This is a genomic window from Brevundimonas fontaquae, from assembly GCF_017086445.1.
In the GTDB taxonomy this organism is placed as follows: Bacteria; Pseudomonadota; Alphaproteobacteria; order Caulobacterales; family Caulobacteraceae; genus Brevundimonas; species Brevundimonas fontaquae.
Window position 1 is genome coordinate 1,277,342 of sequence record NZ_CP070968.1, and the last position, 25,862, is coordinate 1,303,203.

Annotated in this window: 28 protein-coding genes and 1 other RNA gene; 13 read left to right on the top strand and 16 right to left on the bottom strand. The window is 66.1% G+C overall.

The features are described from left to right. Positions 1 to 22: 22 nt before the first annotated feature. The gene (locus JX001_RS06190) at positions 23 to 340 is read right to left on the bottom strand and encodes a ribonuclease E inhibitor RraB (protein WP_241004784.1); all 318 of its coding nucleotides are present in this window, start codon (positions 338 to 340) and stop codon (positions 23 to 25) included. Between the two features lie 416 nt (positions 341 to 756). Between JX001_RS06190 and JX001_RS06195 the strand changes: the two genes are divergently transcribed. Then, the gene (locus tag JX001_RS06195; protein WP_241004785.1) at positions 757 to 3,720 is read left to right on the top strand and encodes a TonB-dependent receptor plug domain-containing protein; all 2,964 of its coding nucleotides are present in this window, start codon (positions 757 to 759) and stop codon (positions 3,718 to 3,720) included. Between the two features lie 81 nt (positions 3,721 to 3,801). Further along, the gene (locus tag JX001_RS06200) at positions 3,802 to 4,593 is read left to right on the top strand and encodes a hypothetical protein (RefSeq protein WP_205682751.1); all 792 of its coding nucleotides are present in this window, start codon (positions 3,802 to 3,804) and stop codon (positions 4,591 to 4,593) included. On the opposite strand, the gene JX001_RS06205 is transcribed toward JX001_RS06200, so the two are convergent. Continuing rightward, positions 4,584 to 5,288, bottom strand: coding sequence for an HAD family hydrolase (locus JX001_RS06205; protein WP_205682752.1), 705 nt, complete (start codon positions 5,286 to 5,288; stop codon positions 4,584 to 4,586). The genes JX001_RS06200 and JX001_RS06205 overlap by 10 nt on opposite strands. A 41-nt stretch (positions 5,289 to 5,329) precedes the next feature. Between JX001_RS06205 and JX001_RS06210 the strand changes: the two genes are divergently transcribed. Both JX001_RS06210 and JX001_RS06215 read left to right on the top strand, forming a co-directional pair. After that, complete coding sequence (locus JX001_RS06210; RefSeq protein WP_205682753.1) at positions 5,330 to 6,040, top strand: SDR family NAD(P)-dependent oxidoreductase; 711 nt, start codon at positions 5,330 to 5,332, stop codon at positions 6,038 to 6,040. A 50-nt stretch (positions 6,041 to 6,090) separates the two neighbouring features. After that, positions 6,091 to 7,362: a S41 family peptidase gene (locus tag JX001_RS06215; RefSeq protein ID WP_241004786.1), complete on the top strand. Its 1,272-nt coding sequence runs from the start codon at positions 6,091 to 6,093 to the stop codon at positions 7,360 to 7,362. 1 nt (position 7,363) lies between these two features. Here the strand turns inward: JX001_RS06215 and JX001_RS16505 are convergent, their stop codons facing one another. The 5 genes from JX001_RS16505 to tkt form a co-directional block, all read right to left on the bottom strand. Further along, positions 7,364 to 7,603: a YbdD/YjiX family protein gene (locus JX001_RS16505; RefSeq protein WP_066549975.1), complete on the bottom strand. Its 240-nt coding sequence runs from the start codon at positions 7,601 to 7,603 to the stop codon at positions 7,364 to 7,366. After that, positions 7,587 to 9,674, bottom strand: coding sequence for a carbon starvation CstA family protein (locus JX001_RS06225; RefSeq protein ID WP_205682755.1), 2,088 nt, complete (start codon positions 9,672 to 9,674; stop codon positions 7,587 to 7,589). The genes JX001_RS16505 and JX001_RS06225 overlap by 17 nt, the downstream gene beginning before the upstream one ends. Before the next feature lie 255 nt (positions 9,675 to 9,929). Next, positions 9,930 to 11,126 carry a formate-dependent phosphoribosylglycinamide formyltransferase gene (purT, locus tag JX001_RS06230; protein ID WP_205682756.1) on the bottom strand — a complete coding sequence of 399 codons (1,197 nt, stop codon included), beginning with the start codon at positions 11,124 to 11,126 and terminating at the stop codon, positions 9,930 to 9,932. 5 nt (positions 11,127 to 11,131) lie between these two features. After that, positions 11,132 to 11,524 carry a VOC family protein gene (locus JX001_RS06235; RefSeq protein WP_205682757.1) on the bottom strand — a complete coding sequence of 131 codons (393 nt, stop codon included), beginning with the start codon at positions 11,522 to 11,524 and terminating at the stop codon, positions 11,132 to 11,134. A 61-nt stretch (positions 11,525 to 11,585) separates the two neighbouring features. Then, positions 11,586 to 13,550, bottom strand: coding sequence for a transketolase (tkt, locus tag JX001_RS06240; protein ID WP_241004821.1), 1,965 nt, complete (start codon positions 13,548 to 13,550; stop codon positions 11,586 to 11,588). A gap of 136 nt (positions 13,551 to 13,686) precedes the next feature. Between tkt and JX001_RS06245 the strand changes: the two genes are divergently transcribed. The 5 genes from JX001_RS06245 (at position 13,687) to JX001_RS06265 (ending at position 15,936) form a co-directional block, all read left to right on the top strand. Next, entirely contained in the window at positions 13,687 to 13,950 is a 264-nt protein-coding gene (locus JX001_RS06245; RefSeq protein ID WP_205682759.1) for a hypothetical protein, read from the top strand. After that, a complete protein-coding gene (locus JX001_RS06250; RefSeq protein WP_205682760.1) occupies positions 13,950 to 14,273 on the top strand; it encodes a cell division protein ZapA in 324 nt (107 codons plus the stop codon). The genes JX001_RS06245 and JX001_RS06250 overlap by 1 nt, the downstream gene beginning before the upstream one ends. 63 nt (positions 14,274 to 14,336) lie before the next feature. Beyond that, a non-coding RNA gene (gene ssrS, locus JX001_RS06255) (6S RNA) lies at positions 14,337 to 14,497 on the top strand. Between the two features lie 48 nt (positions 14,498 to 14,545). Beyond that, positions 14,546 to 15,118 carry a 5-formyltetrahydrofolate cyclo-ligase gene (locus tag JX001_RS06260; protein WP_241004787.1) on the top strand — a complete coding sequence of 191 codons (573 nt, stop codon included), beginning with the start codon at positions 14,546 to 14,548 and terminating at the stop codon, positions 15,116 to 15,118. Beyond that, a complete protein-coding gene (locus JX001_RS06265) occupies positions 15,115 to 15,936 on the top strand; it encodes a TIGR00282 family metallophosphoesterase (RefSeq protein WP_045809851.1) in 822 nt (273 codons plus the stop codon). Before JX001_RS06260 ends, JX001_RS06265 begins: the two co-directional genes overlap by 4 nt. On the opposite strand, the gene JX001_RS06270 is transcribed toward JX001_RS06265, so the two are convergent. From JX001_RS06270 to purL, 7 genes are all read right to left on the bottom strand, one after another. Then, a complete protein-coding gene (locus tag JX001_RS06270) occupies positions 15,915 to 17,006 on the bottom strand; it encodes a glycosyltransferase family 4 protein (RefSeq protein WP_241004788.1) in 1,092 nt (363 codons plus the stop codon). The two genes, JX001_RS06265 and JX001_RS06270, sit on opposite strands and share 22 nt — an antisense overlap. A gap of 65 nt (positions 17,007 to 17,071) precedes the next feature. Continuing rightward, positions 17,072 to 17,614 carry a tyrosine-protein phosphatase gene (locus tag JX001_RS06275; protein WP_241004822.1) on the bottom strand — a complete coding sequence of 181 codons (543 nt, stop codon included), beginning with the start codon at positions 17,612 to 17,614 and terminating at the stop codon, positions 17,072 to 17,074. 26 nt (positions 17,615 to 17,640) lie between these two features. Next, a complete protein-coding gene (locus tag JX001_RS06280; protein ID WP_205682762.1) occupies positions 17,641 to 18,429 on the bottom strand; it encodes a COG4705 family protein in 789 nt (262 codons plus the stop codon). 63 nt (positions 18,430 to 18,492) lie between these two features. After that, positions 18,493 to 19,896 (bottom strand): cytochrome P450, encoded by a 1,404-nt coding sequence (locus JX001_RS06285; protein WP_205682763.1) that lies wholly within the window; start codon positions 19,894 to 19,896, stop codon positions 18,493 to 18,495. A 105-nt stretch (positions 19,897 to 20,001) separates the two neighbouring features. Beyond that, entirely contained in the window at positions 20,002 to 20,463 is a 462-nt protein-coding gene (locus JX001_RS06290) for a hypothetical protein (protein ID WP_205682764.1), read from the bottom strand. 2 nt (positions 20,464 to 20,465) lie between these two features. Continuing rightward, positions 20,466 to 20,915, bottom strand: coding sequence for a DUF305 domain-containing protein (locus JX001_RS06295; RefSeq protein WP_205682765.1), 450 nt, complete (start codon positions 20,913 to 20,915; stop codon positions 20,466 to 20,468). Then, entirely contained in the window at positions 20,912 to 23,128 is a 2,217-nt protein-coding gene (gene purL, locus JX001_RS06300) for a phosphoribosylformylglycinamidine synthase subunit PurL (RefSeq protein ID WP_205682766.1), read from the bottom strand. Before purL ends, JX001_RS06295 begins: the two co-directional genes overlap by 4 nt. Before the next feature lie 110 nt (positions 23,129 to 23,238). Here purL and JX001_RS06305 point away from each other — a divergent pair, with 110 nt between their 5' ends. Continuing rightward, positions 23,239 to 23,379: a hypothetical protein gene (locus JX001_RS06305; RefSeq protein WP_205682767.1), complete on the top strand. Its 141-nt coding sequence runs from the start codon at positions 23,239 to 23,241 to the stop codon at positions 23,377 to 23,379. Continuing rightward, positions 23,376 to 23,621, top strand: coding sequence for a Tat pathway signal protein (locus JX001_RS06310; RefSeq protein WP_205682768.1), 246 nt, complete (start codon positions 23,376 to 23,378; stop codon positions 23,619 to 23,621). The genes JX001_RS06305 and JX001_RS06310 overlap by 4 nt, the downstream gene beginning before the upstream one ends. Positions 23,622 to 23,624: 3 nt before the next feature. On the opposite strand, the gene JX001_RS06315 is transcribed toward JX001_RS06310, so the two are convergent. Next, a complete protein-coding gene (locus JX001_RS06315) occupies positions 23,625 to 24,422 on the bottom strand; it encodes a TspO-related membrane protein (protein ID WP_205682769.1) in 798 nt (265 codons plus the stop codon). Between the two features lie 75 nt (positions 24,423 to 24,497). Here JX001_RS06315 and JX001_RS06320 point away from each other — a divergent pair, with 75 nt between their 5' ends. Together JX001_RS06320 and JX001_RS06325 are read left to right on the top strand one after the other, a co-directional pair. Beyond that, a complete protein-coding gene (locus tag JX001_RS06320) occupies positions 24,498 to 24,917 on the top strand; it encodes a hypothetical protein (protein ID WP_205682770.1) in 420 nt (139 codons plus the stop codon). Positions 24,918 to 24,974: 57 nt separating this feature from the next. Then, positions 24,975 to 25,199 (top strand): hypothetical protein, encoded by a 225-nt coding sequence (locus JX001_RS06325; protein ID WP_205682771.1) that lies wholly within the window; start codon positions 24,975 to 24,977, stop codon positions 25,197 to 25,199. Here the strand turns inward: JX001_RS06325 and purQ are convergent, their stop codons facing one another. After that, positions 25,200 to 25,862, bottom strand: coding sequence for a phosphoribosylformylglycinamidine synthase subunit PurQ (gene purQ, locus JX001_RS06330; protein ID WP_205682772.1), 663 nt, complete (start codon positions 25,860 to 25,862; stop codon positions 25,200 to 25,202).

Genomic DNA, 25,862 nt, shown 5'->3' on the forward strand with positions numbered 1-25,862 from the left:
CAGCTCTTCTTCTTATTGAACGCTAGTGGGTCACGACCGCGCATTCCCAGCCGTCATACTCCAGCTGGAAGGCCGCGGCCCAGGTCTGCATCATGGACGAGACGGGCGCGAAACTGGCCGCGTCGACCGCCATGGTGGTTTCGAGAATCGTCATGTCGCCCTCGCCACGGGCGATGAAGCCCGCCCGTCGCGCCACCTCGCACAGGTCGCCGTGCGCATCCTCGTCGCCGAGGAAGAAGAACAGCGTATGGCGCGGCGTCACGCCGCTGTCGCCCTGTTCGGCCAGCGCCGCGCGCACCATGGCGTCGCGTTCGTCATGACGGATGTCCGAGGCGTCCAAGGGAGTGCGTCGTCCTTCGTTCTCTACGCGCGCGAGAAGCCCCCGCAGAGCCTGGCCCTGCGACGCTCACGTCTGCTTGTCGGTTAAGCGGCCCGTTTAGAGAGGGAGGGGCGACGGGGCAACCGGAAACATCAGACAGGGGGATATCAGCGGTATGTGACTAACCTGGGTCACAAAGACGCCACGAAGTCCGTGACGCATCAAAAACAAAGTCCAAAAAAGACGGTTTGTGACGACTCTGTTGCTGTCCCGCCACATTGTGAGCTTGGATGAGGCTTCGGAAAGGCATTAGAGTGCCGCCACGAAAGCTCGCATTCCCGCGAGTATTAATTCCGCAGTCTGTTGAAAACTGCTGCTCGATAACTTCAAGAGGTTGAACTTTGACGTATCGTCGTTCTCGATTGCTGGCTGGCAGCATGCTCTCTGCCGTCGGACTGATGGTTGCCTTGCCGGCTATGGCGCAACAAAATCCGCCAGTTGCCGAAGGCGAGCAGGGTGCCGAGCAAGCGACCGAGGTTGGTGAAATCGTCGTCACGGGTTCACGCATTCCGCGCAACGAGTTCACCAGTTCTTCTCCCGTTCAGGTGCTGACTACGGCCCGCGCCGAGCAGCGCGGGCTCAGCGATACCGCTCAGTTACTCCAATCTTCGACGCTTGCCGCCGGCACGCCGCAGGTGAATGCCACGATTTCGAGCGCCTTCGTGACCAATGGCGGGCCTGGCGCGTCGACGATCTCGCTGCGCGGTCTTGGTGCTAATCGTACGCTGGTGCTGTTGAACGGCCGTCGCGCAGGACCCGCTGGCACGCGCGGCGGCGTGTCCGCCTTTGACCTGAACGTCATTCCCCAGTCGGCTATCGACCGCGTCGACATCCTCAAGGACGGTGCCTCCTCGATCTACGGATCGGACGCTGTCGCTGGCGTGGTCAACCTGATCACTGCGTCCAAGCGTGACGGCGGCGAGATGAGCGCCTTCGCCACGGCACCGATCGACGGCGGCGGTGAGCAATACAATATCTCAGGAACCTTCGGTAAGACGTTCAGCCGCGGCCATTTCAATCTTTCGGCCGACTACTATCGTCAAGAAGAGTTGACGGCTGGCGATCGCGACTATCTGATCTGCAAAAATCAGTATGTGTTCGAACCGGGCACGAGAAATCGCGCCGACCGCATCGATCCTCGCACGGGTCAGCCGACCTGCAACGACGTCCTGTGGGGCCAAGTCTATGCGTATGGTCCGAACTTCGAGAGCCGCGCCGGCCGCTTCCAATTCGATTACGACGGCGATCTCGGCAAGTACATTCCGGTTCGTCCCGCAAACCCGGCGACCAGCGCTGCTCTGCCGGGCGCGCCGGCTGGCTTCTATGTCGTGAACTACGACGCGGCGTCGCGCGCCGTCGTCAATGCGAGCCACCCCTTCGCTCAGAAGGAAACGGTCATCCCGGAGGTCGATCGCTACACCGCGTTCGCCGAGGGGGCTTATGAGATCGGCGGGGGCGTCGAAGCCTATGGTGAATTCCTGGTCAACCGCCGCGAGAGCCGCACGAACGGCTATCGTCAGTTCTGGAACTACACCTTCACGTCCGATTTCTTCGGGCCTGGCGCGGGCGATCCGGTCACTGGTTTCACTGGCGATAATCTGCTCAGCGCCACGCCGGTCACAGACCACTTCAGCAGCTCGCAACGCGTGGACTACATCCGCGGCGTCGCCGGTCTGCGTGGCTCGGTCAATCTGGGTTCCACCGGCGCGTGGAAATGGGACGTTTTCGCTCAGTACAGCCGCTCGGACGGCGAATATGCGCAGGACGTCCTGCTGAAGGACGCGGTAGATTCCACCAGCTTCAAGACGGAAAGCTGCGTTGGGACCAATCTGCCGGTCAGCGGTCGACCCTGCATCGACATGGACTTCACCGATCCGCGCGTTCTGCGCGGGGACTTGAACGACGCCGAAAAGGCTTTCCTCTACGCCGACGAAACCGGCAAAACCATTTATGAGCAGACCTATGTCGAGGGCTCGATCGGCGGGAATCTGTTCGATCTGCCGGCTGGTCCTCTGGGTCTTGCGCTCGGCTTCCATCTGCGTCGCGACGAAATCGTGGACACGCCTGGCGAGATTACACGAGCTGGCAACAGCTGGGGTCTGACCAGCGCCGGCATCACTCAAGGCAAGGAAGATACGCGCGAAGTCTACGCAGAACTGGCCGTGCCTCTGCTTGCGAACATGCCGCTGGTTCAGAACCTCGATCTGTCGCTGTCGGGCCGCTACACCGATACGAAAACTTCGGGCGACGCATCGACCTATAAGGTGGGCTTGAACTGGGCGCTGAACGACGCCATTCGGTTCCGCGCCACACGGGGTACTTCTTTCCGCGCACCTGCCCTGTTTGAGCTGTATCTGGCCAACCAGACCGGCTCGTTGGGCCAACGCAGTATCGATCCTTGCTTGAACTTGGACGATCGGCTTGCGGACGGTGCAGTGTCGCAGCAGTTGTACGACAACTGCCGCAGCCCGAATGGTCCAGGCGGCGGGGTCGCTGGCGACTACACCGGCGGGAACTCGTCTGCGACGATCTTCACGGGCGGCGGATTTGGCAACCTGACGCCGGAAACGTCCACCTCGACTGTCCTCGGTGTCGTTGTAACCCCACCCAACAGCGGTTTGAGCCTTGCCGTCGATTACTATGAAATCGAGATAAAGGATCAGGTTACTGCCCTCGGTGCGGCGAACATTCTGTTCGGTTGCTACACCTCCGATCAGTTCCCGACCGATCCGCTGTGCGGCCGCTTCGACCGCGATCCCAACCTGGGCATTCAGGCTGTTCGCGATAACTTCATCAATATCGCCAACCAGCAGAACCGCGGCCTAGACTTTACCGTGCGGTACGTGAATGAAACGCCTTGGGGCTCTTTGAGCATCGATAGCCAGACGACTTGGACGCTGGAAAACTATACCTCCCTGTTCGAAGGCAACTTCAGTGATCCGCTGGGTGAGGTGGGCTACCCCGAGTTGGTCGGAAACATCAACCTCAGCTTCTCGCGTGGTCCTTGGACGGCGTTCTGGGGCTTCGACTGGATCGGAAACCAATCCAGCCTGAACGAATATGTCTCTGATAACGGCACGGCGAATGTCGTGATCGACGGCCGCACCGTCGGCATCAAGGCGGATGCGGAGTTCACGGGCTTCCATAGCGCCTCGGTCAGCTATGAGTTCGAAGGCTGGAAGGTCATGGGCGGCCTGGCCAATGTCTTCGACGAGAAGCCGCCTTCAGCGACGACTGTAATCGGCCAGTACTCGACGACCGGCAATTCCGTCCTGGGATCGCAATACACCGAAGCCTACTATGGTCGTCGCGCCTTCCTGCGTTTGACCAAGACGTTCTGATCCGTCAGAAATCAAAGGCTTGTGATAGAGGCGGCGGAGCGATCCGCCGCCTCTTATGATTCGGGATACGAGGAGAGCATTATGGCGGTGATTTCCGGTATTCGGGACACTCTGGACAGCCAAGTATCGCGGTTTGAGCAAGTCCCCCTTCGCCAGCCGGTGCTGCTAAACAGCGTGCCGAAAGGCGGCACCCATTTGCTTCGCAACATCGTGCGGATGTTCGTGCCGGTGGAGCAGCATTACGATCGCGATTTCATTCAAGTGCCGAACATGCATCTGCACCTTGCCGCTTTTAATCCTCATGCGCCAAAGCTGGCTGCGGCGCATCTGCTGTTCGACGACCAGGCGGTCGCTAATGTGCGCACGGCGCGGCACGTCATCCTGGTGCGCGACCCTTATGACTGGGTCTTGGCGCGAGCGCGTTTCATGGTGTCACACGCTTTTCACCAGCAGAATTTGGAGCATCTCAAGTCTGGCATCTTCAGCGCAGATGTCCTGATTAATATGATGATCTTCGGCATTCATGCGAAGACCCCCACCCTGCTTGATACCTTTACGCACAATGCTGTGGCTTGGATGGGGACCGGGGTATATTTGGTGCGCTACGAGGACATTCTCGGTGCCATCCGTGATATCGACACTCCACACGGTGACGCATATTTTAGAATGCTGCTTAATGCGTGCGGTATCGACCGCCCTCCCGACTGGAAAGAACGTGTTCTGGTTGGCTCCGACCGTAAGTTGAGCCGTACGGCGCGAGAAAACTTGCAGTTGCCGGACGGCATGCAACTGCCCGTAACCTTGTCGGAGGAGCAAAGGTGTCTTGTGGACTTCCACGCGCCCGGTTTGAGAGCTCTGCTCGGCTACACTTGATCTTTGATCGCTGCGATCCAGTCGGGGAGTTCGTCGATGCGGGCGAGGGACACGTAGCGGGGCTCGTTCGCCGGGGCGTCGGCCAGTTCGTGGGCCCAGGTAACGTGGTAGGGGATGTGGACGCCGAAGGCGCCGGCGGCGATGGCGGGCAGGACGTCGGACTTCATGGAGTTGCCGGCCATGACGGCCTCGGCCGGGCCGGTGCCGTGGCGGGTGAAGACCCGCTCGTAGGTGGCGCGATCCTTTTCGGACACGATCTCGACCGCGCTGAACAGGTCGCCCAGGCCTGAGGCCGCCAGCTTGCGCTCCTGATCCAGCAGGTCGCCCTTGGTGATCAGGACCAGGCGGTATTTTTCGGACAGTTCGGCGACGACCGCGTCCACGCCGGGCAGGGTCTCGACCGGGTGGGCCAGCATCTCGCGACCGGCGGCCAGGATCTCGCGCACGACATGGGGCGGCGCCTCGCCGTTCGTCAGCTCCATCGCCGTCTCGATCATCGACAGGGTGAAGCCCTTGATGCCGTAGCCATAGAGACGCAGGTTGCGTTGCTCGGTTTCGGCTAAACGCGCCTCGATGGTCGCCTCGTCGCCGTGGTCGGCCAGAAGATCGACGAACCGCGCATGGGTCAGGCGGAAGATCGTCTCGTTGTGCCAGAGGGTGTCGTCGGCATCGAGGCCGACCGTGGTGATGCTCATGCCGCGCCCCTATCATGGGACGAACGCGGAAGGGAGACGCGATGAACGGATCGGCGGTGGTGATCGGGGCGACGGGCGGCATCGGCCGGGCGATGGTCGAGCGGATCGTGGCGGACGGCGCGTTCGAGACCGTGTGGGCCGTGTCGCGGTCCGGCGCGGATGTGGCGGGCGCGCTAGGGTTGGTGGCGGATCTGGAGGATGAGGCCAGTCTGGCGTCCGCCGCCGAACGGATCGGCCAGGGGGCGGCCCCAACCCTGATCGTCGTGGCGACCGGGGTGCTGCACGACGGGCGTCAGCCGGAGCGGTCGTTTCGTCAGTTGGATGCGGAACACCTGTTACGGGACTACCGCGTCAATGCGGTGGGGCCCGCGCTGGCGGCGAAACATCTGCTGCCGCTGATGCCGCGTGATCGGCGGGCGGTGTTCGCGGCCCTGTCGGCGCGGGTGGGGTCGATTTCGGACAACCGACTGGGCGGCTGGCACGCCTATCGCGCATCCAAGGCGGCGCTGAACATGATCCTGCGCAATCTGTCGGTCGAGATGGCGCGCAGCCATCCGCAGGCGGTGATCGCCGGTCTGCATCCCGGCACGGTGGCGACGGACCTGAGCGCGCCGTTCCAGAAGGGGGTGGCGGAGGGCAAGCTGTTCACGGCCGACCATTCTGCCGAGCGGCTGCTGGCCGTGCTGTCGAACCTGACGCCGGCCGACAGCGGCGGCGTCTTCGCCTGGGACGGGGCGCGGGTACCGGAATAGCGCGCAGTCGTGACTTGAGCGAAGCGGGCGACTGACGTCAGATGGAGCTCATGCATCTGCGCGTTTCTGCCCGGCTTTTCAGCCTCATGTTGCTCGGCCTGCCGTTGAGCGGTCCGGCCGTGGCCCAACCGGTCGATTCGCCGGTTGTCGATCCGGTCGTCGCCGCAGCGCCCTCGCGTGACCGCGTAAGGCTGAATCAGCGCGTGTTCGATCGGGTGTGGAGCGAGGTGCGGCGGGGCTATTACGATCCGACCCTGCACGGTGTAGACTGGAACGCCGCGCGGGCGACGTTCCGGCCCCAAGCCCTGGCGGCGAGCGACGAACGGGAGCTGTACCGCGTCATCAATGCGATGCTGGATCTGCTGGACGACGGTCATGCGGCGGCCAGTCCGCCGGCGGCGGTGCGGCGTCAGGAGGCGCAGTTCGCCCGGCGCGCCGTGATGGGCTTGACCCTGATGCGGGGCGAGACGCCGGACGACTGGACCGTCGAGCGTGTCCGGCCGGGCTCGCCCGCCGAGTCGGCGGGCGTGCAGATGGGCTGGGCCCTGAAGTCGGTCGATGGGAAGCCCTGGGGACCGGATGTCGAGACCTATGACGGGGTTCCGGTGCAGTTGGTCCTGACCGACGATGCGGGACAGCGGCGCGAGATAGCCCTGACGCCGCGGGTGATGGAGGCCATCGAACCATTCACCGCCGACAAGTCGCGGCCGGGGGTGCTGGTGCTGCGGGTCGAGCAGTTCGACAAGGGGCTGGGCGCCTGGATGGGCAGCGAACTGGAAGGCCTGCCGCCGGATGTGGACGTGGTGTTGGACCTGCGCGGCAATCCCGGCGGGCGGCTGATGGAGGCGGAATCGGTCCTGACCTGTTTCCTGCCGCGCGATCAGGTCTGGGCGACGCGGACGGGACGCAGCGGTCGGCCTGTGGTGCTGAGGGCGGCGGGCGACTGCGGCGATCGGCGCGATCCCCTGGCCAATGATGTGGCGGTTCTGGTGGACCAGGGCAGCCGTAGCGCCGCCGAGTTGACGCCGGCCGCCTTGCAGGAGGCGCGGCGCGGCATCGTGGTCGGCGAGAAGACGGGGGGATCGGTGCTGATCGCGCAGGAGACCAGTCTGCCGGACGGCGGGCGGCTGACGCTCAGCCGGGCGGACTTCGTGACTTCGGGCGGTATTCGGCTGGAAAAGCGGGGGGTCACGCCGGACATCGCCGCGCCCCGCACCGTGGCCCAGCGCCGCGCGGGCGACGATCCGACACTGGAGACGGCGATCGCCGCCCTTCAGGCCGAGGATCGCGCCAGGGCCGACACCCCCGCCAGCGGCCTCTAGATCAGCAGCATTTGAACCCGCCGGCGCCGCCAAAGCGGCGCTGCTCGTGCAGGCGGAAGAAGGCGGTCTTGTCCAGCGGCGGCTGGTCGGGATGGGTCGCCGCCGCGTGATCGACATAGGCCTGATAATCCGGCTGACCGATCATGGCGCCGGCCGTGCGCCGGACGCCGCGACCCCACCGCAGGGCGGTGTCGCGGCACAGGCAGAGCAGATCGTCCTGGACCTCAGGCACGGGCCGCATCCGCCGCCTCGTCGGCCGCCGTCAGTTGGTGGCTTTCCGGATACTCGCGGACCGTCGGGCGGTTGTTCGCATAGGCCTTGCGGCACGCCAGGACGCCATAGACGACCATGGTGACGACCACGAACAAGAAGCCCGCCGTCAGGGTCGAGTTGACGTAGTCGTTGACGACGATGCGGTGCATGTCGCCGATGCTCTTGGCCGGGGCGATCAGTTCGCCGGCGCCTAGAGCCTCCTGATATTTGCGGGCGTGGGACAGGAAGCCGATGCGGACGTCCGGGTGGAACAGCTTCTGGAAGCCCGCCGTCAGGGTGCAGATCAGCAGCCAGGTCGCGGGAACGACCATGACCCAGGCGAACTTCTCGCGCTTCATCTTGAACAGCACGACGGTGCCCAGGATCAGGGCCACGGCGGCCAGCATCTGGTTGGCGATGCCGAACAGGGGCCACAGGCTGTTGATGCCGCCCAGCGGATCCACCACGCCGGTGTAGAGGAAATAGCCCCACAGCCCGACCGTCAGGGCCGTGGCGACGACGTTGGCGCCCCACGACTTCGTTTCGCGCATCTTGGGCACGGCGACGCCCAGCAGGTCCTGGATCATGAAGCGGCAGACGCGGGTGCCGGCGTCGACCGTGGTCAGGATGAACAGGGCTTCGAACAGGATGGCGAAGTGATACCAGAAGGCCATCATGGCCTTGCCGCCAATCACGCCGGACAGGATGTGCGCCATGCCGACCGCCAGGGTCGGGGCGCCGCCTGCGCGCGACAGGATCGAATGTTCGCCCACGTCGCGGGCCAGCTGTTCCAGCTCTCCGGGCGTGATGTGGAAGCCCCACTGGGCCACGGCGGCGGCGGCGGAGGCCGCATCCTTGCCGATGACTGCGACCGGGCTGTTCATGGCGAAATAGACGGCCGGGTCCAGAACCGTGGCGGCGATCAGGGCCATGACGGCGACAAAGCTTTCGCACAGCATGGCGCCGTAGCCGATCATCGGGATCTGGGCTTCGTTCTCCAGCAGCTTGGGCGTGGTGCCCGACGAGATCAGGGCGTGGAAGCCCGACACGGCGCCGCAGGCGATGGTGATGAACAGGAAGGGGAACAAGGCGCCGGCGAAGACCGGGCCGGTGCCGTCGATGAAGGGGGTGATGGCCGGCATCTGCAGATGCGGACGCACGATGAGGATGCCGACGGCCAGGGCCACGATCGCGCCGATCTTCAGGAAGGTCGACAGATAGTCGCGCGGCGCCAGGAGCAGCCACACCGGAATGACCGAGGCGATGAAGCCATAGACCATCATCAGGATCGCCAGGGTCGGGCCGGTCAGGGTGAAGGCCGGACCCCAGAACGGATCGGCCGCGATATGGCCGCCGCCGATGATGGCCAAGATCAGCAGGACGACGCCGATCACCGACACCTCGCCCACGCGGCCTGGCCGCAGGAAGCGGGTGTAAAGGCCCATGAAAATGGCGATGGGGATGGTGGCGGCGACGGTGAAGGTGCCCCACGGGCTTTCGGCCAGGGCCTTGACCACGACCAGGGCCAGAACCGCCAGGATGATGACCATGATCATCAGGACGCCGACCTGGGCGATGATGCCGGGGATATTGCCCATTTCGGTGCGGATCATGTCGCCCAGCGACTTACCGTCGCGACGCGTGGACATAAACAGGACCATCATGTCTTGCACCGCGCCGGCCAGCACGGCGCCGACCAGAATCCACAGGACGCCCGGCAGATAGCCCATCTGGGCGGCCAGCACCGGCCCGACCAGCGGGCCTGCGCCCGCGATGGCGGCGAAGTGGTGGCCGAACAGGACGTTCTTGGGCGTCGGCACATAGTCCAGCCCGTCGTTGCGGCGCATCGCCGGGGTCAGGCGCGCGGGGTTCAGCTGCATGACCTTGTTGGCCAGGTAGAGGCTGTAGAACCGATAGGCGATCGCATAGGTGCAGACGGCGGCGACCACCATCCAGACCGCGCTGATGCTCTCGCCCTGATGCAGGGCGATGATGCCGAGGGACACCGCCCCCAGGACGGCGATGGCGCCGAAGATTATGGGTGTGCTGAGTTTGCCCACGACAGATCCCTCCCGGCCGGCTGACTGCGACCCTCGCCCATGGTTTGCACCACAATGCGGGACAAGGCCAATCGACTAAAGTCGTAGAAATGAGGGATCAGACGTCTCCTCGCTGCGGAGCGGGGAGGTGGCGTGGCGCGCCTTCGCGTCGTGACGGAGGGGTTCTGCGACGTATCGCGGGCGCCAATGGGACTTCAAGAACCCCTCCACCGCTTCGCGGTCCCCCTCCCCGCGAGCGGGGAGGAGACGGCGGTGTCAGTTCCGAACGACTTTGACCCGTCCGGCGGCTTCACGCGCGCGTTCGCGGGCCTGTTCGACATCGGCGCCGCGGGCGACAGCTACGCCCATGCGGCGGCGCTCGAAGGCTTCGGGCTTTCCGAACAGACGCAGATCGGCGGTCGGGACCGACAGGGCCTCCGCGACGCCCTCGAAGGCGATCCCTTGCGCGTCCATGCCGCCATAGATGACGGCGCTGGCGGCGGGTTCACGCTGGTTCACGTCGATGGGAAGACCCAGGATGGCGCGGGCATGCAGCGCAAACTCGGTTTGTGTCTGGCTGGCCAGGGTGACCAAGCCGGTGTCGTGGGGGCGAGGAGAGACCTCGGAGAACCAGACCTGATCGCCCTTGACGAACAGTTCGACGCCGAAGACGCCGTGACCGCCCAGGGCCGCAGTGACCTTGCCGGCGATGTCCTGGGCAGAGGCGAGGGCGGCGGGCGTCATCGCCTGCGGCTGCCAGCTTTCGACGTAGTCGCCCTTGACCTGGCGGTGGCCGATGGGCGCGCAGAAATCGGTGCGGGTCGTGCCGTCGGCGTCGCGCGAACGGACGGTCAGAAGCGTGATCTCGAAGTCGAAGTCGATGCGTCCCTCGACGATGACGCGGGCGCTGGCGACGCGGCCGCTGTCCTGGGCGTAGGTCCAGGCGTCGGCGATTTCATCGGCGCTTTCGACGAAAGACTGGCCCTTGCCCGACGAGGACATGACCGGCTTGACGAAGTTGGGATAGCCGACGGCCTCGGCGCCGGCGGCCAGTTCCTCGGCCGAGCCGGCGAAGGCGTAGGGGCTGGTGGGAAGACCCAGCGCTTCGGCGGCCAGTTTGCGGATGCCCTCGCGGTTCATCGTCAGCTGCACCGCGCGAGCCGTCGGGACGATCGTCGCCATGCCGGCGGCCTCGATATCGGCCAGAACCTCGGTGGCGATGGCCTCGATCTCGGGCACGATGAAGTGCGGGGCCTCGGCCAGGATGACACCGTTCAGCACCTGGGCGTCGGTCATGGGGATGACGTGGCTGCGGTGCGCGACCTGCATGGCCGGGGCGTTGGGATAACGATCGACGGCGATGACCTCGACGCCGAGCCGCTGAAGCTCGATGGCGACCTCCTTGCCCAGTTCGCCCGAGCCCAGCAGCATGACGCGCACGGCAGTGTCGGAAAGCGCGGTGCCGAGTTTCATGGCGATCAGTCTCCGGTAGCGGGTTCGATCAGGTCCCAGGCGTTGCCGTAGAGGTCTTCGAAGACCACCACCTTGCCATAGGTCTCATGTCGCGGGGTTTCGCGGAAGTGGACGCCGGCGGCAAGCCAGGCGGCGTGGTCGCGCATCAGGTCGTCGGTCTCCAGAAACAGCCAGACCCGGCCGCCGGCCTGGTTTCCGACCTGGGCCTTCTGGGCGTCGGTCGTGGCGCGCGCCAGCAGCAGGCTGGTCTCGCCGCCTTTGGGCGTGACCCGCACCCAGCGCTTGCCGCCGCCCATATCGGTATCCTCGCTGAGGTCGAAGCCCAGCTTGGCGACATAGAAGGCGATGGCCGCGTCATAGTCGTGAACAAGCAGGCTGATCGCGCCGATGCGGCTCATGGCTTCTGCTTTCAAAAAATCTCCCCCGTGAAGCGTCGCGCACGGGGGAGTGATCCGAGTTTTAAAGCCGCGCCTTGACCGCCGCGACGATGGCGTCCGAGGTGATGCCGAACTTGTCGTAGAGGACTTCGGCGGGGGCGGAGGCGCCGAAGCCGGTCATGCCGATGAAGGCGCCGTCTTCGCCGATGAAGCGTTCCCAACCTTGCTTGATCGCGGCTTCCACGGCGACGCGGACCGTGCCGCGGCCGATGACCGAGGCCTGGTAGGCGGCGTCCTGCTGTTCGAACAGTTCGAACGAGGGGACCGAGACGACGCGGGTCGCCACGCCCTCGGCTTCCAGCGTCTCGGCGGCCTTTAACGCCAGGGCCAGTTCGGTGCCGGTGCCGAACAGGGTGGCCTTGGCCTCGCCATTGGCGGCCTTGATCTCATAGGCGCCCTTTGCACAGAGATTCTGGGCCGACAGGTTTTCGGTCGCGGCGACGGTGCGGACGGCGGGGGTCTTCTGGCGCGACAGGGCCAGGGCCGATGGCGCGGTCTTGGTCTGCAGGGCGATCTGCCAGCATTCCATGGCCTCGATGGTGTCGGCGGGGCGGAAGACCAACAGGTTCGGAATGGCGCGCAGCGCCGCCAGGTGTTCGACCGGCTGGTGCGTCGGGCCGTCTTCGCCCAGACCGATCGAATCGTGCGTCAGGACGTGGATGGCGCGGACGCCCATCAATGCGCCCAGGCGGATGGCCGGGCGGCTATAGTCCGAAAACACCATGAAGGTGCCGCCGTAGGGAATGACCCCGCCGTGCAAGGCCAGGCCGTTCATGGCCGCGGCCATGCCGAACTCGCGGATGCCCCAGTTGACATAGCGGCCTTCATAGGTCGGCGCGTCCAGGATCGGCGTGCCCTTGACGAAGGTGTTGTTCGAGCCGGTCAGGTCGGCCGAGCCGCCGATCAGTTCGGGAATGGCGGCGAACAGTTCGTCCAGCGCCGCGCCCGACGATTGGCGCGTCGCCTGGGCCGGCTGGGTCTCGACCAGTTCGGCGATCTTAGCGTTCAGGGTATCGAAGGCGGCTTCGGGCAGGTCGCCCTTCATGGCGCGGGTGAAGTCGGCGGCCTGGGCCGAGGCGGCGAGGCGGGCCTCCCACTTCTTGCGGTCCTTGGCGCCGCGACGGCCGACCTTCTTCCAGGCGTCGGCGATGGTCTGGGGCATTTCAAAGGGATCGTGATCCCAAGCCAGGCCGAGGCGCGTGGCGGCGATCTCGGCGGCGCCCAGGGCAGCGCCGTGGGTCTTGTGGCTGCCTTCCATCGTGGCGGCGCCCTTGCCGATCTTGGTCTTGCAGGCGATCAGGGTGGGCTTGTCCTGACGCATGGCCCACTTCATCGCGCCCTTGATGGCGTTCATGTCGTGGCCGTCGATGGCCTTGACCGCCCAACCGGCGGCCTTGAAGCGAGCCTTCTGGTCGGTCGCATCCGACAGAGAGACCTTGCCGTCGATGGTGATCTCGTTGTCGTCCCACAGGACGTGCAGCTTGTTCAGCTTGTAGCGGCCGGCAAGCGCGATGGCTTCCTGCGACACGCCTTCCATCAGGCAACCGTCGCCGGCGATGACCCAAGTGCGGTGATCGACCAGATCATCGCCATACTTCGCCGCCAGATGGCGCTCGGCCATGGCGAAACCGACCGAGGTGGCCAAGCCCTGGCCCAGCGGGCCGGTGGTGACCTCGACGCCCGGCATATGGCCGTACTCCGGGTGGCCCGCGGTCTTGGAGCCCCACTGACGGAAGTTGGACAGTTCTTCCTTCGTCGCGCCCTTGTAGCCGGTCAGGTGCAGCAGGGCGTAGATCAGCATCGAGCCGTGGCCGGCCGACAGGATGAAGCGATCGCGGTCGGCCCAGTCGGGGCGCGAGGCGTCGAACTTCAGGAAGCGCGAAAACAGCACCGCGGCGACGTCTGCCATGCCCATCGGCATGCCGGGGTGGCCGGATTTGGCCTTCTCGACGCCGTCCATGGCGAGGACGCGAATGGCGTTCGCCATCTGCTCGGGCGTGGCCTTTGGTGCGGTTTTGGCGTCGGTCACTGTGGAGACCTCTGTTGGGAAGGCGGAAAAAGGGGGCGCGCCCCTTTACCCCGGCGCGTCCTCGGCTTCTATACGGAATCTAAAGGAGCGACCGATGGCAGACGCCACCACGGCCGCACGGGCGCGTATCGATCGCGCCCTGGCCGAATTGGAACGCAAGATTCTTGAGCTGAAGGCGCGGCCCGCCTCGGCGCCCGCGATCGCGGACGACGACCTGTTCGCGCCGCGGTCTTCTGAAAAGGGGGCCGATGCTCAGCGCGTGGCCGAACTGGAGGCCGCCGGGCGCGAGGCGTCCGAGGCGCTGGGCCGCGCCGCCCGGGCCGTGCGCGAGGCCCTGGCCGAAAGCGAGGCCGGCTGATGGCTACGGTGACGGTCGAGGTCAACGGACGCCCCTATGCGGTGGGCTGCGCCGACGGGCAGGAAGAGCGCGTGTGCATCCTGGCCAAACAGTTCGACAATCAGGTGCGCCAGGTCGCAGGCGACGTGGGCCATGTCGGCGATCTGCGGCTGTTTCTGATGTCCGCGCTGATCCTGGCCGACGAACTGCACGAGGCGCGGCTGAGCGCCGGCAAGGCGGGGCCTTCGTCAGCGGCCGCCCCGGCGGCGGCTTCGACGGACGGGGTCGCCGAGGCGCTGAACGCCGTCGCCGCGCGGATCGAAAAGATCGCCCAAAACCTCTAGGCGATTATTCCGCTGCGGATGCTGGTGTCGGGGCCGGCGAAGGCCTATCTTGATCGACGGCGGGTCTTGCTGCGGCTCACGTCGAAGACAACATATCCTTCTGACCTTAATTCACTCATAGGGATCTGTCCCTGTCCGGGCTCGAGGGCTTGGGCATACGGAGCCCACCTGGCTACCCAGGTCGAGAGGATTTAAACGTTCTTCACGGTTCGCGCGGCGCCGCCACCTTCTCTCTGTGATGTGCTATCGCTCGCCGCGCGGCGGCTCCCTGCATGAGCACGCGTAGGGGCGGTTCGATGATCCAGGACAAGCATGAACTTCGATCGGCCGCCCGCGCCTTGCGCAAGCGTCTGGCTGAGGCCGATCCGCTGGCCGCCAGTCGGGCGGCGCACAATGCTGATGCGCTTCCTGCCGCTCGGATCGTCGCGCTCTATTGCGCCATGGGGTCGGAGCTGGATACCGACGCCTTGGCTGCGGCGCTGGAGGCGGCGGGCCGCCGACTGTGCCTGCCGGTCGTGGTCCAGCGCGACGCGCCGATGGAGTTCCGCGCCTGGTCGCCCGGCGAGCCGCTGGAGATGGACGCCGCCGGATGCCCCGCGCCGATGCCGCTGGCGGAAGTCGTCATGCCGGACCTGATCCTGACGCCGCTGCTGGCCTTTGACGATCATGGCGGGCGCCTGGGGCAGGGCGGCGGCTATTACGACCGGACCTTCGCCGCCCGACCCGACGCCATCCGCATCGGTTTCGCCTATGCCGGCCAGAAGGCTGAGCGGCTGGCGCTGGAGCCTCACGACATTCGACTGCATGGCGTTCTGACCGAGACCGGCTATACGGCTTTCCAATGAGACTGGCATTTTTCGGCGACGTCATCGGCAAGTCCGGCCGTGACGGCATCAGCGATCATCTTCCGGGCCTGAAGCGGGATCTGAAACTCGACTTCGTGGTCGTGAATGCGGAGAACGCCGCGGGCGGCTTCGGCATCACCGAGAACACGGCGCGCGAGCTGTTCATGGCGGGCGCCGACTGCCTGACGCTGGGCAACCACAGCTGGGACCAGCGCGAGGCGCTGACCTATATCGTGCGCGAGCCGCGCCTGATCCGGCCGGCCAACTATCCGCGCCTGATGGATGCGCCGGGCGCCGGGGCCAATCTGTTCGAGACCCATTCGGGGCGCACGGTCTTGGTCATGAATGTGCTGGGCCGGGTGCACATGGACCCGATGGACGATCCGTTCGGCGCGGTGGAGCGCGAGCTGGCGGCGGCGCCGCTGGGCGCGGTGGCGGACGCCGTTATTGTGGACATGCATGCCGAGGTCACGTCCGAGAAGATGGCGATGGGCCACTTCTGCGACGGGCGCGCGTCGCTTGTGGTCGGCACCCACACCCATGTGCCCACCGCCGACTGCCAGATCCTGCCCGGCGGCACGGCCTATCAGACCGACGCCGGTGGCTGCTGCGACTACGACAGCGTGATCGGCAACGAAAAGGAAGAGCCGCTGCGCCGCTTCACCACCCGGATTTCTGGCGGTCGCTACATGCCGGCCTCCGGACCAGCGACGGTATGCGGGGTCTTCGTTGAGACGGACGACAGGACAGGCCTGGCAGTGCGGGTCGAGCCGATCCGGGTCGGCGGGCGGTTGTCTCAGGCGATCCCGGTCGTCTGACGCGCCCGGCGACGGTCGATCACCGTCTGGCGGACGGCCATCAGCTCGGCCGCGCGGCGCTCGGGCGTATGGGTCGCCAGCACATAGGCCTGGGCGGATTGCGCGAGCGCCAATCGTTCCACGGGTGACGAGATCAGCCGATCCATCGCCGCCGCCAATGTCTTCGGCGTCACCGCATCGACGTAGAGGGCGTGCGGCCCGCTGGCTTCACGCAGACCGCCGCGCCCGGACGAGATCAGGGCCGCGCCTGCCGCATGGGCCTCGATCGCCGTCAGGCCGAACGGCTCGTCCCAGACGGATGGCGTCAGGGCGATGGCGGCCGTCTGCATCCGTCGCCGCACCTCGCCCATAGGCGCGGACTTCAGAACCTCGACCCGGTCGCCATACTTTTCCAGCGGCGCGACATGTCGGGCCACCCAGCGCGCATGATCGTTCCAGTCGTTCAGCATCAGCACGGCGCGCCAGTCAGGATGGGCGTCCAGAACGCCGGGCAAGGCCGCGCACAACACATCGACGCCCTTTTCGGGCATGGCGCGCCCGGCGAAGGCGATCACCGCCTCTCGATCCTCGGGCGAGGCCAGCCAGGCGCCGGCGTCGATGGGGTTGGGCACCGCGAACGCCCGGTCATTCAGATCGGGGAAGGTGCGCACGAAGGCGTCGCGTTCGGCGATGCTGACGAAGACCAGGCCGTCTAGCCGCTCATAACGCGCCCGATAACGCCATCGGTCGATGGGATGGCGCGGCGGGCGCAGGGCGTTGTGGCGATAGAGCAGATGGGCGGTGTCGGGCAGGGCCTGCTGCACCGCCAACGCCTGTTTCACCTGCTGATGATGTTCGATCACATCAGGTCGAAAGGCGCGCAGCCGTTCGATAAGCGTCGGCATGCGGCTACGCCCCGCCGGCAGGGCGTCCACGCTCGCTGAAAAGCCGTCGTCCGCGCCTTGGCAGCAGAAGATGCGCGTCTCGCCACCCTGATCGACGCCCGCCATCGTCCGCACCACCGTCTCCATCGAGTTCGGCTGAGCTTCGGAAAACAGGCATCCCGGCGGGAGCAGTATGGCGGTGCGCAAGGTCGCCTCCAGTGGGAAAGTCGGCGCGACCTATAGACGTTTCGTGGCGGAACGGCGACGGCGCCTTAGCTGTTCGGGTAGCCCAGTTCCGGCTCCATCCTCTCGAAGGTGCGGTTCATGGCGTAGGCGTCCAGATTGGGCAGGGCGATATGGCCGAAGCGCAGCGACAACTGGTCCTCTGCGGCGGACTCTCCGCCCTTCGATACCGCCGCGACGTAGAAGGCCGACGCTAGCCCGGTGCGATCCGATCCGCCGGCGCAATGGATCAAAAGGGGTTTTGGTGCATCGCGCATGATGGCGATCAGGGTGCGGACCTCCTGCGGCGTCAGCTCTTCCTTGGCCGACATGCGAAAGTTGATGTGCTGGATGCCCAAGCGACGACTTTCGGCGACCTCGTCGTCATACCAGGGTGAGCCGGGGTTGTGGCCCCGCAGGTTCAGCACGGTGCGGATGCCGTACTGGCGCTCCATCCGGTCCAGCAGGCCGGGGCGCGGCTGACCGGCCCGATAAATCTCTCCGGTGATGACGGTGTGGACATTGCCGCTCACGGCGACGCCGATGATGTAGGCGATCAGGCAGACGAGACTGACGGCGGCCGAGATCAGCACGAGCTTCAAGGGTGAGAGCCGGCGGATCACGCGGGGCGCGCTCCCGTAAACCATTTGCGATAGTTGGCCGTGGTGGCGATCAGCAGCACGACCAGCAGGCCGAGCAGCGCCGCCGTCGATCCGATCGTGCCCAGGTCCAGTCCGCCCTTGGCGTGCGATTTCGTCAACAGGTCACCCATGGTGGCTCCGAAGGGGCGGGTCAGGACGAAGGCGATCCAGAACAGGACGGTGGTCGAGATGCGGGTGAATTTCCAGGCTAGGATCGTCAGGACGATGCCGCCCGAGATCACGGCGTTGCTCCACAGATACCCCAGGCCCGAGGTGTCGGCCAGAAAGTCGCCCAGGGCCGTACCCAGCGTGTTCGACGCCAGGATGGCCAGCCAGTAGAAGGTCTCCACTCCCGGCTCGCGAATATGATCGACCTTCAACGAGCCATAGGTCAGCCGCCAGGCCGCCAGAACGGCGATCAGGACGCCGGCGATGATCGTCGCACCCGTGGCGTAACCCAGGCCCAGGCTGCGATCCATGAAGTCGGACAGGGTCGTGCCCGCCGTGCTCGTGGCCAGGATCACCAGCCAATAGAGGGCGGGGTGAAACCGCTTTGACCGCAACTGGGCGATCAGGGTGATGACGAAGAAGCCCAGCAGGATCAGCGAACTGACGGCATAACCGACCTTCAGCGTCATCGAGACCAGATCGCCGCCGGTCTCGCCGACCGTGGTGGCGCAGATCTTCATGAGCCAGAAGGCCAGGGTGACCTTAGCCACCTTATCGACCGCGCCCGTGGGCAACTGTTCAGCAGACGTGGCGCTCATCGTGGCGATCCGTGTTCGACAGGGCTGACGACGCGCCGGATTTGCGGCCAAGTTTGGGCTGGATCAGCCGTTGCGCCGCGCCCTCAGCCGCAATCGCATCGGCTCGCGGCTGCGCAGGGTGATCTGGTGGACCGGACGGGGTTCCGCCGTGGTCAGGGCCTCGACATCGGCGACGCCAAGGATGGCGGCCAGGGCGATCATCGCCTCCTGCAGGGCGAAGGCGGCGCCGATGCAGACGCGGGGTCCGGCGCTGAAGGGAATGTAGGCGTAGCGATCGATGGCCTTGCGGTTCTCGGGCAGGAAACGCTCGGGCTGGAAGGCGTCGGGGTCGTCCCACAGCAGCTGGTGACGCTGAAGAATCCACGGCGAGATGATGACGGTGGCGCCGGCCTTGATCGTCTGTCCGCCAATCTCGTCGTCGGCCAGGGCCTTGCGGGCCATGGTCGGGGCGGGCGGAAACAGGCGCATCGTCTCCTCCAGCACGGCGCGGGTCCAGGGCAGGGCCTCGGCCCATTTCGGATCGGAGACGTCGAAGGCGTCGGCCTCGACCTGGAGCCGGGCCAAATACTCCGGCTGGCGCGACAGCAGATGCAGGGTCCAGCCCAGGGCGCGGGCCGTGGTCTCATGCCCCGCCAGGATGAAGGTCAGGATGTTGGCCGCGACCTCTTCGTCGGTCAGGCCCGGACCGCCGTTCTCATCCCGCGCCAGCAGAAGCGCGCTGAGCAGGTCGTCGGGCGGCGCCTCGCCCGTTCCGGCCCCACGCTCGATCCGGGCGCGGCGGGCTTCGACCAGTTTGGTGACGCGCTGCTCGAAGAAGCGGGCCGAGCGGAAGCTGGCCAAGCGGCCCAGGCGCGGGGCCCAGTCCGGCGCGCCCAGCACGTCCAGCGGATCGATGCGCGCGCCATTGGCCAGGAACTGGTTCAGCGCCCGCTCGAACCCGCGCGCTTCGCCGCCCAGCTCGTCCGAGAACATGGTCGCCGACAGAATGTCGAAGGTCAGGCCCGACATTTCGCTGTCGATATCCAGCACCCGCCCGCGCGCCGACAGCGACCAGGCGGCCACGCGCGCGTGACAGACCTCGGCCATTCGGGCGTTCAGCGTCGCCATCTTGGCGGGGGTGAACAGGGGCGCGAGGATACGCCGGGCGCGACGCCAGACCTCGCCCTCGGTCAGCAGCAGGCCCTCAGCCAGCATCGGCCCCAGCACACGCCGTTGCAGATCGCCCTTCACATAGTTGGCGGCGTTCTCGGTCAGGACGTGCCGCACCCCCTCGGGATGGCTGACCACCAGGATTTCGCCAAAGGCTGAGGATCCATGCAGTTGCGGCTCGGTGAAATGCCGCTCGGACCACATCTGGATCGGATCGCGCCAGCTGATCCACAGGAAGGGCAGCAGCGACAGCGGTTTGCCCGCGCGCCGGGGCGGTATGGCAGGGCGGAAGATGGTGTCGGCGGTCGTCGCGTCCATCAGACGCTCCCTGTTCAAGTCGCCGGTTCAGCCAGGCGTATCGCTTCTGAAACGCGCCATCCGGCTCCTGCGTTCATGCGGGATCAATGCTACGTCAACGCGGCGTCAACGCGACGGGCGCGCCCTGCCGATCGCGGCGAGCAACCTCGTCATATCTTCGGCGGCCGGGTCTTTCGCGCGCTGGCTGGAGACGGCAGGTTTCGAAGCCGTCGCTACGGGGGCCGCGGCTTGAGCCGCTCTCTTCTTTTCGCGCCGTTCGAACAGAAAGCGTTGAAGACCCCATACGAGGTGAGGCGTCCACGGCTGGCCGCAGGCGGTGCTCTTGCCGGCCTTGTTCAGCAGGCCGGCGACCTCGTTGGGCCGGGTGAAGCCGCTCTTGAAACAGGCGCGGAGCAGGGGGTCCAGCTCGTCCAGAAACGCCTCTTTGGAGCGATCACGAAAGGCGAAATGCTTCAGTTCGTCTCTGGTGATCTGCGAAGGCTTGGAAGACGGCCGCCCAGTCGACGGGGCCTTGGTGCGGGTGGGCCCCGCTGGCTTTCCGCCGCCGCGATAGGGTCCCTTCGCCAATCTCAGTTCGCCGGAGGGGCGGTCAGCGCCCAGGCCTTCATCTCGGCGACCTCGCGCGTCTGTGTGTCGACGATGGCCTGGGCCATGCGTCGAATTTCCGGGTCGCGGCTGTCGCGCAGGGCGACCTTGGCCATGGCGACGGCGCCTTCGTGGTGAGCGATCATCTTGGCGACATAGGCCTGATCGATCGTCTGACCCGAGGCGGCGGCCATCTTGCGGTGCATCTCGGCTTCGGAGGCGGCGAAGGCCCGATCTCCAGGCGTGGCTCCGGGGGTAGGGCCGCCCATGGCGTGACCGTCATGACCGGCGGCCTGCATCTGTTCGGTCGTGCGCGCCGCCGCGGCCTGGTGGGCGGCTGAAGTGTCACGCAGCGCCTGTTGCACCGGATCGCCGCCGCCGTCGCAGGCGCTCAGCACGCCGAGCAGGGCAAGCGGCGCCAGGACGCGGATCATGCCGCGTCGCCCAGCCAACCCGGCATCCAGCCTTCGTGCCATTCGCGCAGGTGGGCGACGGGGATGCTGAACAGTTCGCCCTTATCGCCCTTGGAGGCGAAGGCGGCGCCGCCCGCATGGCCGACGACCGAAGCGTGCAGACCGGCCTCCCGCGCCTTGGCGATGATGGCGTCAGCGTCAGGGACAGCGACCAGGTAACGGGCCTGGTCCTCGGCGAACAGGAAGATGTGGGCGTGGGCCGCGCTGGAGGCGTCCAGGGTCACGCCGACATCGGAGGCCAGCACCAGATCGGCCGCGGCGCCGATCAGGCCGCCGTCCGAGAGGTCGTGAACCACGGTTAACTCGCCCTGCTCAATCCGGTCGCGCACGAAATCGCCGGTCTTCTTTTCGAGCTTCAGATCGACGGGCGGCGGTGCGCCGTCCTCGCGGCCCAGGACCTCGCGCAGATAGATGGAGGCGCCCAGTTCGCCCTGGGTCTGGCCGATCAGGACCAGCGCATCGCCCTCGGCCATGGTCGAAAAGCCAGTCACCACGTCGTAGTTGGGCAGCAGGCCGACGGCGCCGACGGTCGGGGTGGGCGGAATGGCGACGCCGTTGGTCTCGTTATACAGCGACACGTTTCCGCTCACGACCGGGAACACCAGTTCGCGGCAGGCCTCGGCCATGCCGTCGATGGCGCGCACGATCTGGCCCATGATCTCCGGGCGCTGTGGATTGCCGAAGTTCAGGTTGTCGGTGATGGCGATCGGACGGCTGCCGACGGCCGTCAGGTTGCGCCAGGCCTCGGCCACCGCCTGTTTGCCGCCCTCATAGGGGTCGTTCTGGACATAGCGGGGGGTGCAGTCCGAGGTGACGGCCAGACCCTTGTCCGTACCATGCACGCGCACCACGCCGGCGTCGGCGCCGGTCGACGAGTCCTGCAGCGTGTCGGCCATGACGTGGCGGTCGTACTGTTCCCAGATCCAGCGCTTGGAGGCCATGTCGGGGCAGGCGACGACCTTCATCACCGCATCGGCCCAGTTCTCGGGCGCAGGAATGTCCGAGTGGTTCAGCTTGGGCTCAAGCTCCGGCTGGACCCAGGGACGGTCATACAGGGGCGCGTCGTCGAACAGCGGCGCCAGCGGCACGTCGCAGACGGTCTCGCCGTGATGCTTCAGCACCAGATGGCCGGTGTCGGTGGTCAGGCCGATGATGGCGAAGTCCAGGCCCCACTTCTGGAAGATGCGATAGCCGACGTCTTCATAGCCGGGCTTCAGCACCGCCAGCATCCGCTCCTGGCTTTCCGACAGCATCATCTCATAAGCCGTCATGCCGGTTTCGCGCTGGGGCACCTTGTCGAGGTTCAGTTCGATGCCGACGCCGCCCTTGCCCGCCATTTCGACGGAGGAGGAGGTCAGGCCCGCCGCGCCCATGTCCTGAATGGCGGCGACGGCGCCGGACGCCATCAGCTCCAGTGTCGCCTCGATCAGCAGTTTTTCGGCGAAGGGGTCGCCGACCTGAACCGTGGGGCGTTTGGCCTCCGACTCGTCGTCGAACTCGGTCGAGGACATGGTGGCGCCGTGGATGCCGTCGCGACCGGTCTTGGAGCCGAAATAGACGACGTCATGGCCTGCTTCCGGCGCGGCCGAATAGTAGATTTCGTCGGCGCGGGCCAGGCCGACGCACATGGCGTTGACCAGGATGTTGCCGTTGTAACCCTTATGGAAGTTGGTCTCGCCCGCGACTGTTGGCACGCCGACGCAGTTGCCATAGCCGCCGATGCCCGAGACGACACCTTTGACCAGACGCTTGGTCTTCTCGTGGCTGGGATCGCCGAAACGCAGGGCGTTCAGCAGGGCCACCGGCCGCGCGCCCATGGTGAAGACGTCGCGCATGATGCCGCCCACGCCCGTCGCCGCACCCTGGTAGGGTTCGATGTAGGAGGGGTGGTTGTGGCTCTCCATCTTGAAGATGCAGGCGTCGCCGTCGTCGATGTCGATCACGCCGGCGTTCTCGCCCGGCCCGCAAATGACGCGATCGCCGGTGGTGGGGAACTTGCCCAGGTGGATCTTGGAGGACTTGTAGGAGCAGTGCTCGGACCACATGACCGAGAAGACGCCCAGCTCGACGTGGTTGGGCTCGCGCCCCAGCCGGTCGAGGACGACCTGATATTCATTGGGGGCCAGGCCGTATTCGGCGGCCAGTTCAGCCATGGTCTTCTGCGGAGCGCTCATGGGCGGCGCTTCTAGCCGCAGATGCGCCGAATGTCAGCCCGCGCGGCGCAAGATCGGGGAACATCGTCCATCGCAGGTGGTTGATTCCGTCGACAGCCAAAGGAGCCGCCATGACCGACACGCCCATCGACCCCGCCGCTACCCCCGAAGACGACGACCTGCCCGAAATCGCCGCCGACGACGCCGGCGCCTCCGCCCTGGCCGAACGGGCTCAGAAACAGGCCGATGACGCCGGGGAGGACGAGGCGTGAGCAAGCCGCACACCGACCGCATCGTCCCGGCCTCGGGCCAGCAGATGGATCGTTCGAATGATCCTGAAACCACCGCAGAGATGGACGTCGCGGCGCCGCAAGCGGCTCTGGCCAGCCGTCGTCAACGGCTGACCGGTTCGGCCGTCGGGGTCGGCAGCGTCGGCTTCGATGAAACCGGCGCCTTCGACGTGGGCGCCGATGACCACGCGCCTCAGGATGACGCGGTCACCGACAAACCCTGAGGCTTAGCGAGCGCGTTCGACGCCGGGTCGCAGGCGGAAGGTCAGCAGCAGGCCGCCAATCAGCAGGACGATCGCGCCGGCCAGGGCCGTGAAGGCGACGGTCGGCTTGTCCGCCTGTTCGGCGACGAACGCGCCCAGAAGGCCCCAGGCCGTCGGCAGCGGATAGGCAAGGGTGCGCAGCACCGCCGTCACCCCCAAGGCGAAGACCGTAACGGCGACGATGGCGACGATGGCCCACAGGTCAGGCGACAGGGCGGCGGGCAGGGCGTTGAACGCGGTCGCCGTCGTGATCAGGTTCAACGGCGCAGCCACCGTCAGCCACCCCGCCAAGGCCGCCAGCGGCCAAACAAGGAGGATGCGCTCGCGGTCGAACATCCGCAGCGCGCGGATGTGGCCGGATACGGCGAGCATCGGCAGCAGCAGCGCGATCAGCGAGGCGAAGATCACGCCCACGCTGGCGGCTTTCAGGTTCAGGGCCGCGACGATGATCCAGAAACCGATGCCGAAAAAGGCGACGGCGGACGGCAGCCCCATCCGGCCCAGCAGCGGGCTTTCACCCGTCTGCGGCAGGGCCTGACGGATCGCATAGGCCAGAATGCCGATATAGATCAGACCCCAGATCGAGAAGGCGTAGCCCGCAACGCGCAGGGTGCTGTTGCCGTCCGCAGCGAACTCGGACTGCGTGAGGCCCAGGCCGGACAGGTTCTGAACCAGGGGCACGATGATCGCGAAAAGGGCGGCGGCCAGGACGACCAGACGACGGGTGCGTTGGCGGGGCGTGGGACGGATGATGGAGGACATTCGATTTCCGATGCGACGCTTGTTCCCGCCTTTACGCCTCGCCACGCCAGAAGGTTCACCGCGGCCGGCAGAAAAGTGAAGCTTGCATCGGCGGCCGGCGGCTTCATCCTGACCGACATGACGCTCAAAGCCTCCCTGCCGCCTCTGTTGATCGCGATCGTCGTGGCAGCGGGCCAGGCGTCCGCCCAGACGAGCGGAGCGCCCCTGCCGGCCTCGGTCCAGACTGCCTGGTCACGTGTTCGCGCAGCCCTAACGGCTCAGCAGCAGGCCAATGAGGTGCGGGGTTTCCTGTCGGCGCTCGCCAACGAGAACAGGCGGCCGACGATCCCGGCGCTGGATGCGCGCGATATCGCCTCAGGCCGCGCCGTGTCACTTGATGACCCTGCCCTGGTGCAACGTCCGCAAGCGCATGAGGTCACGGTGACGGTGGATGGTCAGTTCCTGACCTACCGCCCGCTGTCGCGCGCCAGTCTGGAACCGTTTTTCGGCCGTTAGGAACAATCGGCTCGACCGCGTGGTTGTCAGGGGCAGTCCATACTCAAGGAGCCCATCATGGCCGATATCGACAACACTCAGCCCTCGCTCGAAGACGAAGTCGCCGTCAACCGCGCCATTGAACAGGGCCTCGGCGTCGGCGCCCGCGAACTGGCCGCCCAGCGCGAACCGGGCGGCGTGGTTACGCCGGACGAGGACGAAGGTTCTGAAGACGGGATGTCGACCGACGCTGGCGAGCTGGACGAAAGCCTGGCCGTTCAGGGCGTCGACGACGCCGACTGATCAGGCAGCCGCGTAGATGCTCTGGAACAGGGTCGCGCCGTCGGCGGAGCCGAGTTCGGCTTCGAAGGCGCGATCCGGGTGGGGCATCATGCCCAGGACATTGCCGCGCGCGTTCTGGATGCCGGCGATATCGTTGACCGAGCCGTTGGGGTTGTCGACGTAGCGGAAGACGACCTGACCTTCGCCCTCGATCCGGGCCAGGGTTTCGGCGTCGGCGAAGAAGTTTCCGTCGCCGTTGCCCTGGGTCATCGTCACTTCGCGCTGACCTTGATAGCCGGCGGTGAAGCGGGTCTGGCCGTTTGCGACGGTCAGGGCGATGGGCTTGCAGACGTATTTCAAACCCTTGTTGCGCAACAGGGCGCCGGGCAGCATTCCGGCCTCACACAGGATCTGGAAGCCGTTACAGATGCCGACCACGGCGACACCGTCGTCCGCCGCCTTCTTGACCGCCTGCATGACCGGCGACTGGGCCGCCATGGCGCCGCAGCGCAGATAGTCGCCGTAGGAGAAGCCGCCGGGAATGACGATCAGGTCCAGGCCCTGGGGCAGGTCGGTCTCGGCGTGCCACACCATCGAGACCGGCTCGCCGGTGGAGCGTTCGACGGCGACCTTGCAGTCGCGATCACAGTTGGAACCGGGGAAGACGATGACGGCTGCGCTCAT